Source organism: Pontibacillus marinus BH030004 = DSM 16465, from assembly GCF_000425225.1.
Classification (GTDB): Bacteria; Bacillota; Bacilli; order Bacillales; family BH030062; genus Pontibacillus; species Pontibacillus marinus.
Map to the genome: position 1 here is coordinate 1 of NZ_AULJ01000048.1, position 14,211 is coordinate 14,211.

At 38.5% G+C, this 14,211-nt stretch carries 13 protein-coding genes; 6 read left to right on the forward strand and 7 right to left on the reverse strand.

Annotated elements, in window-relative coordinates:
* Positions 1–421: 421 nt before the first annotated feature.
* The 3 genes from H514_RS22930 to H514_RS0111520 all read right to left on the reverse strand — a co-directional run bounded on the left by H514_RS22930 (position 422) and on the right by H514_RS0111520 (position 4,492).
* On the reverse strand, positions 422–1,621 hold the full coding sequence (locus H514_RS22930) for a CapA family protein (RefSeq protein WP_051255120.1): 1,200 nt from the start codon (positions 1,619–1,621) through the stop codon (positions 422–424).
* Positions 1,622–1,734: 113 nt separating this feature from the next.
* Positions 1,735–2,403, reverse strand: a complete 669-nt coding sequence (locus H514_RS0111515) for a class F sortase (protein WP_154657372.1) — start codon at positions 2,401–2,403, stop codon at positions 1,735–1,737.
* Positions 2,404–2,461: 58 nt separating this feature from the next.
* The gene (locus H514_RS0111520) at positions 2,462–4,492 is read right to left on the reverse strand and encodes an Ig-like domain-containing protein (RefSeq protein WP_027447101.1); all 2,031 of its coding nucleotides are present in this window, start codon (positions 4,490–4,492) and stop codon (positions 2,462–2,464) included.
* 196 nt (positions 4,493–4,688) lie between these two features.
* Here H514_RS0111520 and H514_RS22935 point away from each other — a divergent pair, with 196 nt between their 5' ends.
* Positions 4,689–6,161 (forward strand): methyl-accepting chemotaxis protein, encoded by a 1,473-nt coding sequence (locus tag H514_RS22935; RefSeq protein ID WP_051255121.1) that lies wholly within the window; start codon positions 4,689–4,691, stop codon positions 6,159–6,161.
* Positions 6,162–6,286: 125 nt separating this feature from the next.
* On the forward strand, positions 6,287–7,144 hold the full coding sequence (locus tag H514_RS0111530; protein WP_027447102.1) for a M15 family metallopeptidase: 858 nt from the start codon (positions 6,287–6,289) through the stop codon (positions 7,142–7,144).
* A gap of 24 nt (positions 7,145–7,168) precedes the next feature.
* Here the strand turns inward: H514_RS0111530 and H514_RS0111535 are convergent, their stop codons facing one another.
* Positions 7,169–7,789 (reverse strand): NAD(P)-dependent oxidoreductase, encoded by a 621-nt coding sequence (locus H514_RS0111535; RefSeq protein WP_027447103.1) that lies wholly within the window; start codon positions 7,787–7,789, stop codon positions 7,169–7,171.
* 116 nt (positions 7,790–7,905) lie between these two features.
* Here H514_RS0111535 and H514_RS22940 point away from each other — a divergent pair, with 116 nt between their 5' ends.
* Positions 7,906–9,210 (forward strand): MFS transporter, encoded by a 1,305-nt coding sequence (locus H514_RS22940; RefSeq protein WP_081673001.1) that lies wholly within the window; start codon positions 7,906–7,908, stop codon positions 9,208–9,210.
* A 3-nt stretch (positions 9,211–9,213) separates the two neighbouring features.
* Here H514_RS22940 and H514_RS0111545 read toward each other — a convergent pair whose 3' ends face one another.
* Positions 9,214–10,131 (reverse strand): zinc dependent phospholipase C family protein, encoded by a 918-nt coding sequence (locus tag H514_RS0111545; RefSeq protein ID WP_027447104.1) that lies wholly within the window; start codon positions 10,129–10,131, stop codon positions 9,214–9,216.
* 137 nt (positions 10,132–10,268) lie between these two features.
* On the opposite strand from H514_RS0111545, the gene fumC reads away from it, so the two are divergent.
* Complete coding sequence (gene fumC / locus H514_RS0111550; protein WP_027447105.1) at positions 10,269–11,660, forward strand: class II fumarate hydratase; 1,392 nt, start codon at positions 10,269–10,271, stop codon at positions 11,658–11,660.
* An 80-nt stretch (positions 11,661–11,740) separates the two neighbouring features.
* On the opposite strand, the gene H514_RS0111555 is transcribed toward fumC, so the two are convergent.
* Positions 11,741–11,938, reverse strand: coding sequence for an alpha/beta-type small acid-soluble spore protein (locus tag H514_RS0111555; protein WP_027447106.1), 198 nt, complete (start codon positions 11,936–11,938; stop codon positions 11,741–11,743).
* A gap of 405 nt (positions 11,939–12,343) precedes the next feature.
* Here H514_RS0111555 and H514_RS0111560 point away from each other — a divergent pair, with 405 nt between their 5' ends.
* Entirely contained in the window at positions 12,344–12,541 is a 198-nt protein-coding gene (locus H514_RS0111560; RefSeq protein ID WP_027447107.1) for an alpha/beta-type small acid-soluble spore protein, read from the forward strand.
* Positions 12,542–12,683: 142 nt separating this feature from the next.
* A complete protein-coding gene (locus H514_RS0111565) occupies positions 12,684–12,935 on the forward strand; it encodes a hypothetical protein (RefSeq protein WP_027447108.1) in 252 nt (83 codons plus the stop codon).
* A gap of 87 nt (positions 12,936–13,022) precedes the next feature.
* Here the strand turns inward: H514_RS0111565 and H514_RS0111570 are convergent, their stop codons facing one another.
* Positions 13,023–14,120 carry an ABC transporter ATP-binding protein gene (locus H514_RS0111570; RefSeq protein ID WP_027447109.1) on the reverse strand — a complete coding sequence of 366 codons (1,098 nt, stop codon included), beginning with the start codon at positions 14,118–14,120 and terminating at the stop codon, positions 13,023–13,025.
* Positions 14,121–14,211: the final 91 nt, after the last annotated feature.

Here is a 14,211-nt window from a genome sequence, read left to right on the forward strand (position 1 = left end):
ACTTTCCCACCACATATTGATTGGAAAACATATTCACAGAAGTTGCTTAGACCCTTGTCATGATAGGATTATACTACCTTGGAATTAGAATACCTCATCCTAGAACTACGGCGGTTCCGTTAGTCACCATTCGGCCAAGGTGGGCTGTGGAACGGGTTGACTCCAGCGGAAGAACGGAGTGACGAGACCCCGCAGAGAGCTTGCGAATGAGGAGGCTCGGCGCTTCGTCCGCAGGAAAGCAACCCGTTCCACAGCCCACCGCACTACACAAAAGCAACGGAACCACCCTACACCAGCTTATTCAAGATAACTGCCATATAATTGAATAACCATCGCCACAATTATCGTAACTACAAAAAAAGAAGCACTCAATGGAGTGCTTCTTACTTGTATCTCTAATGACCATATCCAACAAGTCTGATCACTGACCGTTTTTACTTGCCGGAATTACGGTATGAAATTGTCCCTTCTCATCAAAAAACACATCGTTCGAGATTGATTCCAGGTATCGATATTGTTTTGACCTATCAACATTAGATAAAGGCGTAATTTGATTGTTTACAAGAGTATGAGGATGGAATGACATGGTTACCTTTTCATTCTCTAATGTTAACTCCAAAACCCCAGTATCTGCCGTGGGTCCTGATACATAATCAGGGAAAAGAAAGTTTCCTAACGAATAAGCAATAGGCTTGCCTTTATATGTCTCAAATCCTTGTAGAACATGGGGGTGAGAACCAATGATGGCATCAGCCCCATGATCAATTAGTGATTTAGCAATGTGCTTCTGATCTTGATTCGGCTTATTAACTTTTTCGTCTCCCCAATGGTAATACACGAGAACATAATCGGCTTTTTCTTTTACCTTTTCTACGATAGTAGAAGCGCGGTCTACCTGATAGCCGCTCGCTATGCCAGGTTTGTTCTCTCCTGCATACCAACTCACTGAAGGGAGGACTTCAGAGAATGCTAGAAACGCAATTTTATTCCCTTTAATATTTACGATACGTTCAGCATATGCGTCCTCTGCATTTCTTCCAGCGCCAATCTTCTCCATAGAGGCTTCTTCAAGAGCATCTAATGTATCCAGAAGTCCCTTTTCGCCATAATCTAAAGTATGGTTGTTTGCTAGACTTACCATATCTACTCCAGAGGTTTTTAACCCATCTAATAGGAGAGGGGAGGCTTTAAAGTTATATTTTTTCGGGAAAGCGCTAGTCGCATGGGTTATCGGAGTTTCTAGATTAATAACCGTGTAATCACTTTTTTGAAAATACGGTTTTACATATTGAAAAGGGTGATCCGCACCATTTTCCTTCATGCTTTGAACTAAAGAGTATTCCATTAATACATCTCCACCGAATGTAATCGTAATAGGAGATGTGTCATACTGTCCTAATGCGACACATGGATTAATGCCGAATATAGACATGGGTGCTGTAAGCCAGTACATAGACCTACAAGTATCTTGCAAAGATGATGATTCCTTTTCCATTGATTCGTAGGTTTGCTTCGTCCAGGATAATGGATCGCTTTGTTTGGCCAATACCTGATGGTGACTTGGTGACAATCCTAAGATGAGAAGAAAAAGGACGATTACATAAAGTCGATTTCTGATCATCGACGTATCTCCTCCTAAAAAAACATACTACCATCATTAATAGCCAACAATTTGAAAAATATTCCTATAAGGCTACCGTTTTCCATTATAATAAAAAAAGATCTTTGAGCACATCAGTACATTGGCTCAAAGATCGCTATAGCACGTTTATCATATCCACCATCATTAGGATGAAAGTCCCCAGTACAGGTGATTACAGTTACACGTGGGTCCCCTTCTTGAAGCTTCATCACATCTTTAGGTACGTTGTCTTTATGATAGACTTTTACATCAGCTAGTCGATAAGGTTTTTGTTCTCCATCTTGAAAGGTGAGCGTTAATTGTTGATTGGTTTCCCATGATTCTAGACCATATAGGATTCCTAATTCTCCATTCCAATCACGGTGACTGGATAACAATAAATTTTGCACATTATGTCCTTTTGTATTATACCAAGAGAGCGTTTTAGGATCCTCTACAGTTCCCATTCTTCCTTTTTTATCAAGACCTACACTTTTAATGTTTACAGTGGTACTCGTTTTGTGAAAGGTTGCAGATACGGGCATACCATCTGGATTGATTATGGTTTTCTTTTCCTTAGGTTTTGAACTCTTCGTTTCATTTGTGTCGGCTGCTTGCAAAGATATTTTAGTAGAAGATGATCCTTTAAAAGAATAAGAGACATCTTGACTTGTTTTAGATGCTGGAGTGTTTTGAAGTGTAGAGCTTGACATGAAAGCGAAAAATATAACAAACAATACTGCTATTCTTGTAAGGTTACGTAGAGAGAATATTTTAATCACCTCTTACTATCTTATGTATAGGAACCCATGCCCTATTAAGAGCATGGGTTCTTATTTACTATTCTTGATGTTGCTTTCTCCAAGCAAATATTGAAGTTCCTGCGATAGCCATTAGGCCAAGTGCCATCCAACTCCAAGTCATAGATTTCTGACTTGAACCGTCACCTGTAGATGGTACGCCAGGTGTAGTTAGAGAGTCAGAGTTAGAGTCACTAGCAGCAGATGTCCAGCTATCATTAGAACCTTCACTGTCCCAATCATTGTTATCGCCAGTGTTCGTCATTTCCGTATCATTAGAAGAATTATTGTTACTTGCAACCGTAAGTGTCATTTCATCTTCATAGTTATCAGTAGATGCTGTTACGGTTATAGTACCTTCACTTTTCGGTGTAATGTTACCTTCAGAGTCTACCGTTGCTACTGATTCATCACTTACTTCAAAATCAACGTTCTGAAGATCTTCAAGGTCGTTACCATTTTCGTCCTTACCGTTCACCTTAAGCTTTATGTTTCCATCCACATCAACATTTGCTTCTGGAGTATCGAAAGAAATATCACTTAGGGCAGAACCGTCGATATTAACTTCTAGTGTGTCCGTTTTACCATTTGCATTTGCTGTAATCGTTACAGTACCTTCAGCTTTCGGTATAAGATATCCATCTTCTGTTACTTCAGCAATGTCTTCATTGCTTACATCGAACCAAACGTTAGCTATGGCACCAATTTTGTTATCATCTTGATCTAAGCCTTTTACCCAAAGCTTAAGCTTTTCGTTAACGTTCATATCTGCTTTAGAAGACTCTAGAGAAATCTCCGTTACTTCATCTAGGTCAACTTCTGCGTCATCTTGATCAAGGTTTCCATTTGTATTACCTGTAATAGTAACAGTGAAGCTGTCTTGTTTACCATCAAGCATAGCCCATACTTTTACCGTTCCTGTTGCTTTTGGAACAAGGTGACCGTTCCCATCAATTGTTGCTATGGAGTTATCACTTACTTTGAATTCTACGTCTTTAAGATTCGCTAGAGCGTTACCTTCAGTGTCCAATCCATTTACTTTAAGGTTAAGCTTCTCATTAACTCCAATTGAGGATTTAGGTGCATCTAGATCAATTCCATCAATGTCATTTCCATCGATCATCACTTCCATTGTATCTGTCATTCTATTTGCAGTAACTGTTACAGTAACCTTACCTTCTTCTTTTGGATGTAAGTGTCCATTCGCATCAATGGTTGCTTTAGACTCATCATCTACAGAGAACGTTACGTTACTTATGTGTTCCCACTTGTTTCCTTCAACGTCGAAACCATCAACATCTAATAGAAGGGTTTCTTGTAGATTCACGGTAGCTTTTGGAGCATCAATTTTTACTGAATCTAGGTCCTCAGTATCCATTTCAGAATCAGCATTTGAATGGATCATTAGGTCAAGCTTTGTTTTACGACCATCATCTGTTTTTAACCAAACCGTAAGTTTACCGGCATTCTTTGCAGTAAGCATACCCTCATCAGTAATGTTTGCTTTAGCGTCATTGCTTAGTTCAAATGTAACGTTTTCATTTTCCATTAAACCGTCCCAAGAGAGCTGTAGGTTTTCCCCTACATTGAGCTTTCTTTCATCTGCAGTTAGATTAATAGAGGTATCAACATCTCCGTCTAATTCTGTATCTTCACCTTCATCATCATCATCTTTGTTCGCCATAACGTTGAATGTGAAGTTCTCTGAAACGTCTCCAGCTGATACGGTAACGGTTACTGTTCCTGCTGCATTAGGTATAAGTTCTCCGTTGCTGTTAACCGTTGCTACTGACTCGTTATTTACGCTATATTGGATATCACTCATGTCTTCTATGATATTCCCGTTAGCGTCCCAGCCTTTAACGTTAATTTGTACGTTCTCGCCAACCATAACATCCGATTTAGAAGAGCTTAGCTCAAGTTTATTTACTGTGCTAGCATTAGCTTCAGTTTCGGTTACGTCTGCATCAACATCTGTGTCGTCATCTCCTTCAGCTGCTAGTAAAGTACTAGGTAGAAAGGTGAAAGAAAGTAACATAATTAGGACTAACGATATAAAACTTTTTTGCATAAGTTCACTCACTCCATTTTCTAAATTTTAGCTGATCAGCGCTACAACTTACATTCCACCCTTAGAATCTTTTAAACATAAAAATAGTCGAGAAAACCTATTATTTTTTTCTGAATAATTGTAAAATAATAGATAACTATATCGAATTTATATCTTTATTGTCGGTCTATAGAATCATAAAAAGGGGGGCTTTAAGATGGATAATCATCAAATTGAAAAGGATCTAAAAGTGAAACAAAATGGTGTTCTACTTAAAGTTTTAATTTTTTCTATTTTGCTAGGTGTAGGAGCTGAGTATATCGTCTCGGCACCTTGGTTAAACATGGTTGTAATAGGTGGGGGAGGAACGTTAAGTGTTTTAATCATTGCTATTTTCCACTACTTGCAAAAATTTCACCGCGTTATTCCTTATATCGCAATTGGTTCCATAGCAACAATAGGTTTTGTCATCATTATGACCTCTACTTATGTAACAAACATGCTTTTCACATTTTATGTTTTAGCTGTAGCAGCGGTATCGTTATCGGTTTCCGTTTTAACAACTGGCGGAATATTAGGTGCTTTACTTCTTACATATTTTGCGATTGAAAAAGGAGCTATGTTCAACTTTGATTCGAGAGCGATGGCCATTTCTTTTGTGTTTTATGCTCTAGTATTTGTTGTTTTATTTATTCAAGTTCGTCTATCTAAAAAGCTTTTACTAGATGTGCAATCTTCTTTGACGAAGAGTGATGAATTGCTGCAAAAGCAACAAAAACAAACAAATTTAATTCAGCAAACCGCTCAGAAAGTCTATGAACATATGACAGTAATTAATCAAAATAGTTCTGAACATACACGTACGATGAATGAAATGAACGCTTCTTTTAGGGAAATTTCTCATGCAGCCAATTCCCAAGCGGCTTCCGTTACAGACATAACGGGTGCGACAGATCATGCAAACAACATGCTAGAAAGTATGATCGAGTCTTTTGAGAAGTTAACAAAAGCGGGGCAAAAAGTGCATGGAGATGCTAAAGAAGGACATGACTCCATTCATGAATTAGAGAATACAATGACAGGGTTTAAAGATTCTTTTAAAACGATGAGTAATCATATGGAGAGTTTGTCGAAAAAGATTGGGGAGTCAACTGGATTTACAAACCAAATCCAAGACATTGCTGAGCAAACCAATTTACTAGCTTTAAATGCTAGTATTGAAGCAGCAAGAGCTGGTGATTCTGGGAAAGGATTCGCTGTTGTAGCAGAAGAGGTACGTAAATTGGCAGAAATCTCGAATCATACTGCACAACAAATTAATGAAAATCTAAAAGGTATAGAAGTAGATGCTCATGATACGCAAAAGCAAATGGGGTCAAATGAAGTTAAGCTCGAGGAAAGTTTAGCAATTTCTCAGGAGGCATCTAAAGCCTTTGGTGAAATCACGCAGGAAATTGCTCACTTTATAGATCACTTGAAAAAATTTGGGGACCAAGCGAAGGAAATCAAAGAGTCCTCAGAAGGTATCGATCAATCTGTGAATGATCTTGCATCGGTAATTGAACAAACGACAGCGACCATGCAACAGTTACAAGTAACCGTAGAAGAACAAACAAATAAACAACAAAGCTTAATGGATTCCATTCATGAAACACAAGCTGCCGTTGGTGAATTAGAAAACCAACATTAAGATTTTAAATAGCCTTCTCATTTATTGATGAGAAGGTTTTTTAATTTAATATGAAAGTCTTTTGTTTATTGTAAAAAAATCGTGTTATATTGAAGATAATGTTTATATAAAGAGAGGATTACAACATGATACGTACAAAAATGTTTGTTCTGGCGATTGGATCTGTTCTAGTTCTAGCTGGTTGTGGAAACGAAAGTCAAGAGGAACTTAGCGGAAACGAATCCCCAGAAAAGAATTCAGAACTCAATCAAAAGGAACAACCTGAAGAAGGTCAATTTGATTCGGATAAAGAGGAGAAACAGGAACCAAATCAAAATGATCAGGGAACAGAACCTGAAGACAAGAAAGAAAATGAAACGAATCCTCCTAAGGAAAATGACGTTGTTTCAGAACCAACGAGTCTGCAAGTTGTCGTTAATAAACAAAGACAGCTACCAACTGGCTATCAACCACCAAACCTAGTGGTACCAGATGTTCCATTTTACTTTGATCAATTCATGCAGAAAAAGCAAATGCGTCAAGAAGCTGCTACTGCGCTAGAAAATCTATTTCAGGCAGCCAACGACCAAGGATTAGACCTCGTAGCTGCATCGGGTTATAGATCCTACGCGCGACAAAAGTCAATCTATCAAAGTAACGTTGATGCTTATGGGAGAGAAGAGGCAAATAAATTCTCTGCACAGCCTGGACATAGTGAACACCAAACAGGTTTAGCGATGGATGTTACGATAGCTGAGCTTTCCTTCAAACTTGTTCAAGAGTTTGGAAAAACACCTGAAGGAAACTGGCTAGCAGAAAATGCATATAAATATGGTTTTGTCATTCGCTATCCAAAAGGAAAAGAATCCATTACAGGATATAGCTACGAACCTTGGCATCTCCGTTTTGTAGGGAAAGAAGACGCAAAAGAAATTCACGAAGCAAGTAAGACATTAGAAGAGTTCTATGGTCACATGCCTGGAGAAGAAAAACCAACAGAATAAATCTGTTGGTTTTTTTACACTCAATTAATAGCTAATTCCAACTCGTGTGCCAAAAAAATTGTCATCCTTAAAACAATCCCATGCAAAGCGAGCCGTATCTCCAGTTGTAATCTTCTTCCCATCTAATGGTAGAACATTCTTTTCCCAACGAACCCCACCTTGTTGTTCCCCTTCTGGAAGGTACGTGGGACAAACCACGGTCCACTTTGAAGAGTTTTCCGCTATGGTTTGATAGGCTTTCAAGTGTTCTTCGGCTGCAAAGGTAGTCTTTCGTTTCGATTCTGATGATTGGAAACGATATTTTCCTCTCTCATAACGACTGTCTAAAATACCAGCGGTTCCAATGGAGACGATGCGTTCAACTCCAAGCTTTTGCATACCATTCACAATTAATGGCATGCTTTCCGAAAGGATTGTTGTTTTATCTGTACTTAAAGCTGAGATAACACCTTCACTTCCATGAAGAACCTCCAACACATCCCTTTCATGAAGAACGTTTCCTATAATGATATCAGCAAAAGGAATGAGCACTTCAGCTTTATTTCGATCACGAACAAGTGCTTTCACTTCATGTCCCTCTTCATGAATATGCTTGGCTATCTTTTGACCAACACGTCCAGTAGCACCGAAAACGGCGATTTTCATATCTTAAATGACCTCCTAGCATTTTAAATTACTGTAAAAATTCAGAAAATTATTGTGTGTTATATGTAAATCTCTGCTATTCTGAATGTACATGTATCGTTCAGAAAGTGGGGAGAATGATGAAGAACAAAAAACTGATTAGAAGCTGGGCTTTTTATGATTGGGCAAATTCAGCTTTTGCTACGACCATCATGGCTGCTGTTATGCCAATATTTTATGTGAACTATGCTGGGGCCAATCTTGAAAACTCCACAGCTACAAGTTATTTAGGTTACTCACATTCAATAGCAGCGCTTATTGTTGCGATATTAGCACCAATACTTGGAGCTATTAGTGATTATTCTGCGTCGAAAAAGCAGTTTTTACGATTTTTTGCCTATATGGGGATGATCGCAAGTATATTGCTAGCTTTTGTCGGGGAGGGCCAATACCTTTTTGCATCGATCCTTCTAATCATTGGGACAATCGGCTTTTCAAGTGCCAATGTCTTTTATGATGCTTTTCTACCTGAAGTTGCAAAAGAAGATAACATTGATCGTGTTTCTACCACAGGGTTTGCTTTTGGTTATATTGGGGGAGGCGTTTTATTAGCGATTAACCTACTCATGATCATGAAGTTTTCATGGTTTGGCTTTCCTTCCACCACATTCGCAACCAAAGTATCGCTAGCATCTGTGGGGGTCTGGTGGTTCTTGTTCTCGATCCCTCTGTTTAAAAATATTAAAGAAGCAAAGAAAGAGAAGCAAACGCGAAGCACCTCTTTTGCCAGAATTGGGTTCTCTAGAGTAGGTACCACACTGAAATCAATCAGTCATTATAAGCAATTACTTCTTTTCTTACTTGCGTTTTGGTTATTTAATGATGGAATTTCCACGATAATTAAAATGGCGACAGCTTATGGAGCAGAAATTGGGATTGGACAAAATGATTTAATCGCAGCCCTACTTATAACGCAATTTGTAGGTATTCCTTTTGCTTTTCTGTTCGGATGGCTTGCTAAGAAAATTTCAGCGAAACGTGCGTTATTAGTAGCATTATGTATTTATGTAGGAATTGTCATTTTGGGCTACTTCATGCAAACAGCTCTTCATTTTTACGCATTAGCCATTTGTGTTGGTTTCGTGCAAGGTGGAGCTCAAGCACTTAGCCGCTCGATATTCGGACGTATGGTTCCTGAAAATCGTCATGCTGAATTTTATGGTTTTTACGGCATTTCATCAAAATTCTCAGCTATTCTAGGGCCAGCTGTTTTTGGAATTGTCGGTGGACTTACAGGTTCCAGTAAGTTCGGAATTTTTTCCCTTCTTATTTTCTTTATCCTTGGTATTATCCTTTTGCTTAAAGTGGATGTAGAAAAAGGGGAGAAGGAAGCAAAACAAGGGTCCATCGACCAAGATGCACCCCATGTCTTTACTCAATAAACGTTATACGATTGGCTTTGCGTATTGATTAACGGCACGTTGTTCTAGAGGTTTACCCGTATCATATGAAATATTTTTTAGCAGATTTTCTAATTCATTTTTTGATTGAGAAGTTGGTTTTTCCCAATAAGAGAATACAGCCTGCAAGATTTGATAGCCTTCATCTTTTGCTTCTTCATATAAGTTGAGGAAGCTTTTGGTGGAGGCTTCATTTGTGGCTGAATGACGCCATTCACCATGTTGATCATTGAGATAATCCTTTTTGTCATGGAGGGGTTGGTGAGAAAATGGAGAAACAAGCGATCCGAGTAACTTGTTCTTCCAACCATAAGGGTCGAAAAGGATTCTAAGGGCAAGCTTCATATCACGGTACGCTTCTTGTATATAGGTGCTTGGAACAGATTGGTGAGTTTGTGGAAAATACTCTTTGATGTTTTCATCCAATACATTCACCACTTCTTTATTTAACGTTTTCCCCACGTCAATTTGTTGGTTTACAGGGTTTTTCCATGTTTTTAAGTTGCGGAAACGCTCCATCATAACGGTATCAATGTTTACTTCAAGTACCTGATGATTGTTCTTTTCATAACCAGCGAGAAAGTGAATGTAAGGGTGCGTATTACGGTCTAATACATGGTGAGTTACAAATCCTGCAACATAGGCTCTTGTGTGGGCAGACTTCTGTGTAGCAGACTCAATTAGGTCGAGTAGAAAAGGACCACAATGATCATGGTGTAAAACTTGTCCAACTTGATTAACCGATTGATCTGATTTCCATGGCCAGAAGTTATGATAGAAAAAAGGGTCCGGCCCTTGAGCACCAAGATTTAAGTATTTTTTAACATCTGAAAAGTCTTGGGGTATTTCCAATGAATCAATAAGTTCTTCACAAAATAAAATATGTGTCCAAATATTAGGCATTCTTCAAGCATCCCCCTTGGCAATAATGTTATCATATAATTATTATAAGCGATTACATAGTTGGAGTAGAAGGGGTTAAGCATCTTTTCTACCGACTATGAATCATGATCATAATGTATAAACTAGGAGGCATTACAATGGATTATCGTATTGAAAAAGACACCTTAGGCGAAATTAAAGTACCAGCAGATAAGTACTGGGGCGCGCAAACGCAGCGTAGTGTTCAAAACTTCCCAATCGGAAATGAGAAGATGCCAAAAGAAGTGATTCAAGGGTTTGCCATTTTAAAAAAATGTGCAGCAAAAGCCAATAACGAATTAGGTTTATTAGAAAAGGACAAAGCAGATGCTATTGCTCATGCAGCTGATCGAATCCGAAATGGCGAGTTAGATGAACACTTTCCACTTGTAGTATGGCAAACCGGTAGTGGTACGCAATCAAACATGAACGTAAACGAAGTGATTGCTTACGTAGGAAGTGAGTGGTTGAAAGAGCAAGGTTCTGAGACACGCCTTCACCCAAATGATGATGTAAACAAATCTCAGAGCTCTAACGATACATACCCAACAGCTATGCATATTGCATCTGTTTTAAAAGTAGAACAGGAAGTACTTCCATCTCTTGATCGTTTAAAGAGTACATTGAAAGAAAAAATGGATGCTTATAATGAAATTGTGAAAATTGGTCGTACGCACCTTCAAGATGCTACACCTCTAACATTAGGACAAGAAATTAGTGGTTGGCATCGCATGCTTGAAAAAACAAACGATATGTTAAAAGACAGTTTGAGCTACGTTCGTGAATTAGCCATCGGTGGCACAGCTGTTGGGACGGGCTTGAATGCTCACCAAGATTTCTCTGAACAGGTTGTAGAAGCAATTTGTGATGAGACAGAGAATGCATTTATTTCAGCACCAAATAAATTCCACGCACTTACCAGTCATGATGAGCTTGTTCATACACATGGTGCTCTTAAAGCACTTGCTGGCGACTTAATGAAAATTGCAAATGATGTTCGCTGGTTAGCTAGTGGTCCTCGTTGTGGAATTGGTGAAATTACCATTCCTGCAAATGAACCAGGAAGCTCCATTATGCCAGGTAAAGTAAACCCAACTCAGGCTGAGGCTATTACAATGGTTTCTACTCAGGTAATGGGGAACGATGCAACAATTGGTTTCGCAGCAAGTCAGGGTAACTTTGAGTTAAACGTGTATAAGCCTGTTATTGCTTATAACTTCTTACAATCTTGTCAGCTACTTTCTGACAGCATGGATTCCTTTAACGACCGTTGTGTGAAAGGGCTTGAGCCAAATCATGATAAAATCAATCAATACCTAAAAGATTCTCTCATGTTAGTAACGGCTCTGAATCCTCATATCGGATATGAAAATGCTGCTAAAATTGCGAAGAATGCATTTGAAAAAGACTTAACGCTTAAAGAATCTGCTATTGAAACAGGCATTTTAACAGAAGAGCAGTTTGAAGAGTATATTGATCCAAAAGAGATGACAAAGCCAAACGCTAAATAAGTACTCCAGTGCACAAACTTTATAGAATAAAGAAGAAGCCCTCAAGCATAAGCTTGAGGGCTTTTAGCCATGATATTTAATTATTGTTGTCCACCGAATTGCTGTTCAGCAGCTTGTACAAGACGTTTTGTAATTTCGCCACCTACAGAACCGTTTTGACGAGATGTAGAATCTGGACCAAGTTGTACGCCAAACTCTTGAGCAATCTCAGTTTTCATTTGGTCAAGTGCTTGTTGTACACCAGGTACTACAAGCTGGTTAGAGTTGTTTTGAGCCATTAGATTTCACCTCTTTACCATGTATTTTTTTTGGTGGGCTTCCCTGATGTTTACCAGTTGAGCCCGCGTTGTAAAGTGTGTTTCTTTGTTGTGTACTCCTATTGTGTGAGGATATTGAAAATGTATGATAGGTAATTTTGACCAACGGATTTTTGTTTCTGATTTAAAGAGTTTGTATGTATGTAACTTAATTAAGAAACAAAAGATCTTCATATTAGCGTTTTACGATATTAGAAAAGTATTATGTACACATAATTAAAAAAGCCTTCAATAGTAGAGGAAGAAGAATAGCATTTCTTGAAATGGGCGGTATAAATAAGCTTGTATTATATAATATTTACCAACAAAAATTCATGATAGGTTTTCGAATATTGGTCACACTATGCTTACAGGAGGTGAGACAACATGGCTAACAACAACTCTAATCAATTAGTAGTACCTGGTGTACAACAAGCTCTAGACCAAATGAAGATGGAAATCGCTCAAGAATTCGGTGTTCAACTTGGTCCAGACTCTACTTCTCGTCAAAACGGAAGTGTTGGTGGTGAGATCACGAAGCGTCTTGTTCAGGCAGCTGAACAACAATTCGGTGGTCAACAGTAACAACTGAATATCATTGGATTAAGGAGGAATGGGTGACCGTTCCTCCTTCTTAATGAGTTTTTTTGAGTTTAATCAATATTTTTTTACATAATCAATCATTTTTAAGGGTAATAGAAAGATAACAGACCTTGGAGGGATTCTGATGTATGTTTGTCCAGCTTGTAATGGACTGCAAAAAGTAATAAAGAATTGCTCTGACTGTGAGGAGCACTTAACCGATCAGGGAAAGCTTGTGGACTATTTAGATGAGTATAGTCCTTATTTAGATGATGAAGGATTAAAATTAGTCGACGGAGATCCCCAATCCACAGAAAATCATGTGTGTGTTCATCTATTGAGATGCCCTAAATGTGGTACAGAAACACACGTTAAGGTATCGGAGCAATCCAATTAAGAAAAAATAATGAATGTACAAAAAATACCTCCTACCATTATGGTAGGAGGTTTTAGTGTTCTATATTAAATTAAAGGGGAAACGTTTTTATCGAATTCGTAATTCAGATTCATTATCAAAGAAGTGAGCTTTGTTCATATCAAGAGCAAGGTCGACTTTTTGTCCGCCTTGAATATCTGAGCGAGAATCAACACGTGCGATAAATTCCTGCCCACTAACAGAAGAGTAAAGGTAGGATTCAGAGCCCATTAACTCGGCTACATCGATCGTAGCTGTTATTTTCGTATCCTGACTAGATTCAATAAATACAGGCTCATCGTGAATGTCCTCAGGACGAATTCCTAAAATAATGTCTTTCCCAACATAATTTTGTTCACGTAACGTTTTCATTTTGCCTTCAGGAACTTTGATTTTGTAGTTTTCCATTTCAAAATACTGCTCGCTTAATGTTCCATGTAAAAAGTTCATAGCAGGAGAGCCAATAAAGCCACCTACGAAAACATTTTCTGGCTCATCATAAACGTCTTTTGGTCGGCCTACTTGTTGGATAATACCGTCTTTCATAACAACAAGACGTGTTGCCATTGTCATCGCTTCAGTTTGGTCGTGTGTAACATAGATCGTTGTCGTTTGTAGACGTTGGTGGAGCTTTTGAATTTCAGCACGCATTTGAACACGTAGTTTGGCATCTAGGTTGGAAAGTGGTTCGTCCATAAGGAATACTTTTGCATCACGTACGATCGCGCGGCCTAATGCAACACGTTGACGCTGACCACCAGATAGTGCCTTTGGCTTACGGTCGAGATAACCCTCTAAGCCTAAGATTTTTGCTGCATCTTGAACGCGACGGTCGATTTCATCTTTTTTAAATTTGCGAAGTTTAAGACCGAAAGCCATGTTGTCATAAACGTTCATGTGTGGGTATAGGGCGTAGTTCTGGAATACCATTGCAATGTCACGATCTTTTGGTGCAACGTCATTCATACGTTTATCACCAATATAGAAATCGCCACCAGTAATTTCTTCAAGACCAGCAATCATACGAAGTGTTGTAGATTTACCGCAACCAGATGGGCCGACGAATACAATAAATTCTTTATCATCAATATCTAAATTGAAGTCTTCTACTGCTGTAACTTTATTATCATAAACCTTGTTAATATTTTGTAGTTGTAGCTCTGCCATTATGAAATCCTCCTATATGTAAGCGTTTTTTATAATGTAACTTCAGTTTATGAGAAATCGCTTACACGGTAAATGGCAGATGTGCACAAAG

What these genes read in the sequence shown, in the direction of transcription:
- H514_RS22930 (WP_051255120.1), bottom strand. Translation starts at nt 1,621, where the DNA reads ATGATCAGAAATCGACTTTATGTAATCGTCCTTTTTCTTCTCATCTTA.
- H514_RS0111520 (WP_027447101.1), bottom strand. Translation starts at nt 4,492, where the DNA reads ATGCAAAAAAGTTTTATATCGTTAGTCCTAATTATGTTACTTTCTTTC.
- H514_RS22935 (WP_051255121.1), top strand. Translation starts at nt 4,689, where the DNA reads ATGGATAATCATCAAATTGAAAAGGATCTAAAAGTGAAACAAAATGGT.
- H514_RS0111530 (WP_027447102.1), top strand. Translation starts at nt 6,287, where the DNA reads ATGATACGTACAAAAATGTTTGTTCTGGCGATTGGATCTGTTCTAGTT.
- H514_RS0111535 (WP_027447103.1), bottom strand. Translation starts at nt 7,789, where the DNA reads ATGAAAATCGCCGTTTTCGGTGCTACTGGACGTGTTGGTCAAAAGATA.
- H514_RS22940 (WP_081673001.1), top strand. Translation starts at nt 7,906, where the DNA reads ATGATGAAGAACAAAAAACTGATTAGAAGCTGGGCTTTTTATGATTGG.
- H514_RS0111545 (WP_027447104.1), bottom strand. Translation starts at nt 10,131, where the DNA reads ATGCCTAATATTTGGACACATATTTTATTTTGTGAAGAACTTATTGAT.
- fumC (WP_027447105.1), top strand. Translation starts at nt 10,269, where the DNA reads ATGGATTATCGTATTGAAAAAGACACCTTAGGCGAAATTAAAGTACCA.
- H514_RS0111555 (WP_027447106.1), bottom strand. Translation starts at nt 11,938, where the DNA reads ATGGCTCAAAACAACTCTAACCAGCTTGTAGTACCTGGTGTACAACAA.
- H514_RS0111560 (WP_027447107.1), top strand. Translation starts at nt 12,344, where the DNA reads ATGGCTAACAACAACTCTAATCAATTAGTAGTACCTGGTGTACAACAA.
- H514_RS0111565 (WP_027447108.1), top strand. Translation starts at nt 12,684, where the DNA reads ATGTATGTTTGTCCAGCTTGTAATGGACTGCAAAAAGTAATAAAGAAT.
- H514_RS0111570 (WP_027447109.1), bottom strand. Translation starts at nt 14,120, where the DNA reads ATGGCAGAGCTACAACTACAAAATATTAACAAGGTTTATGATAATAAA.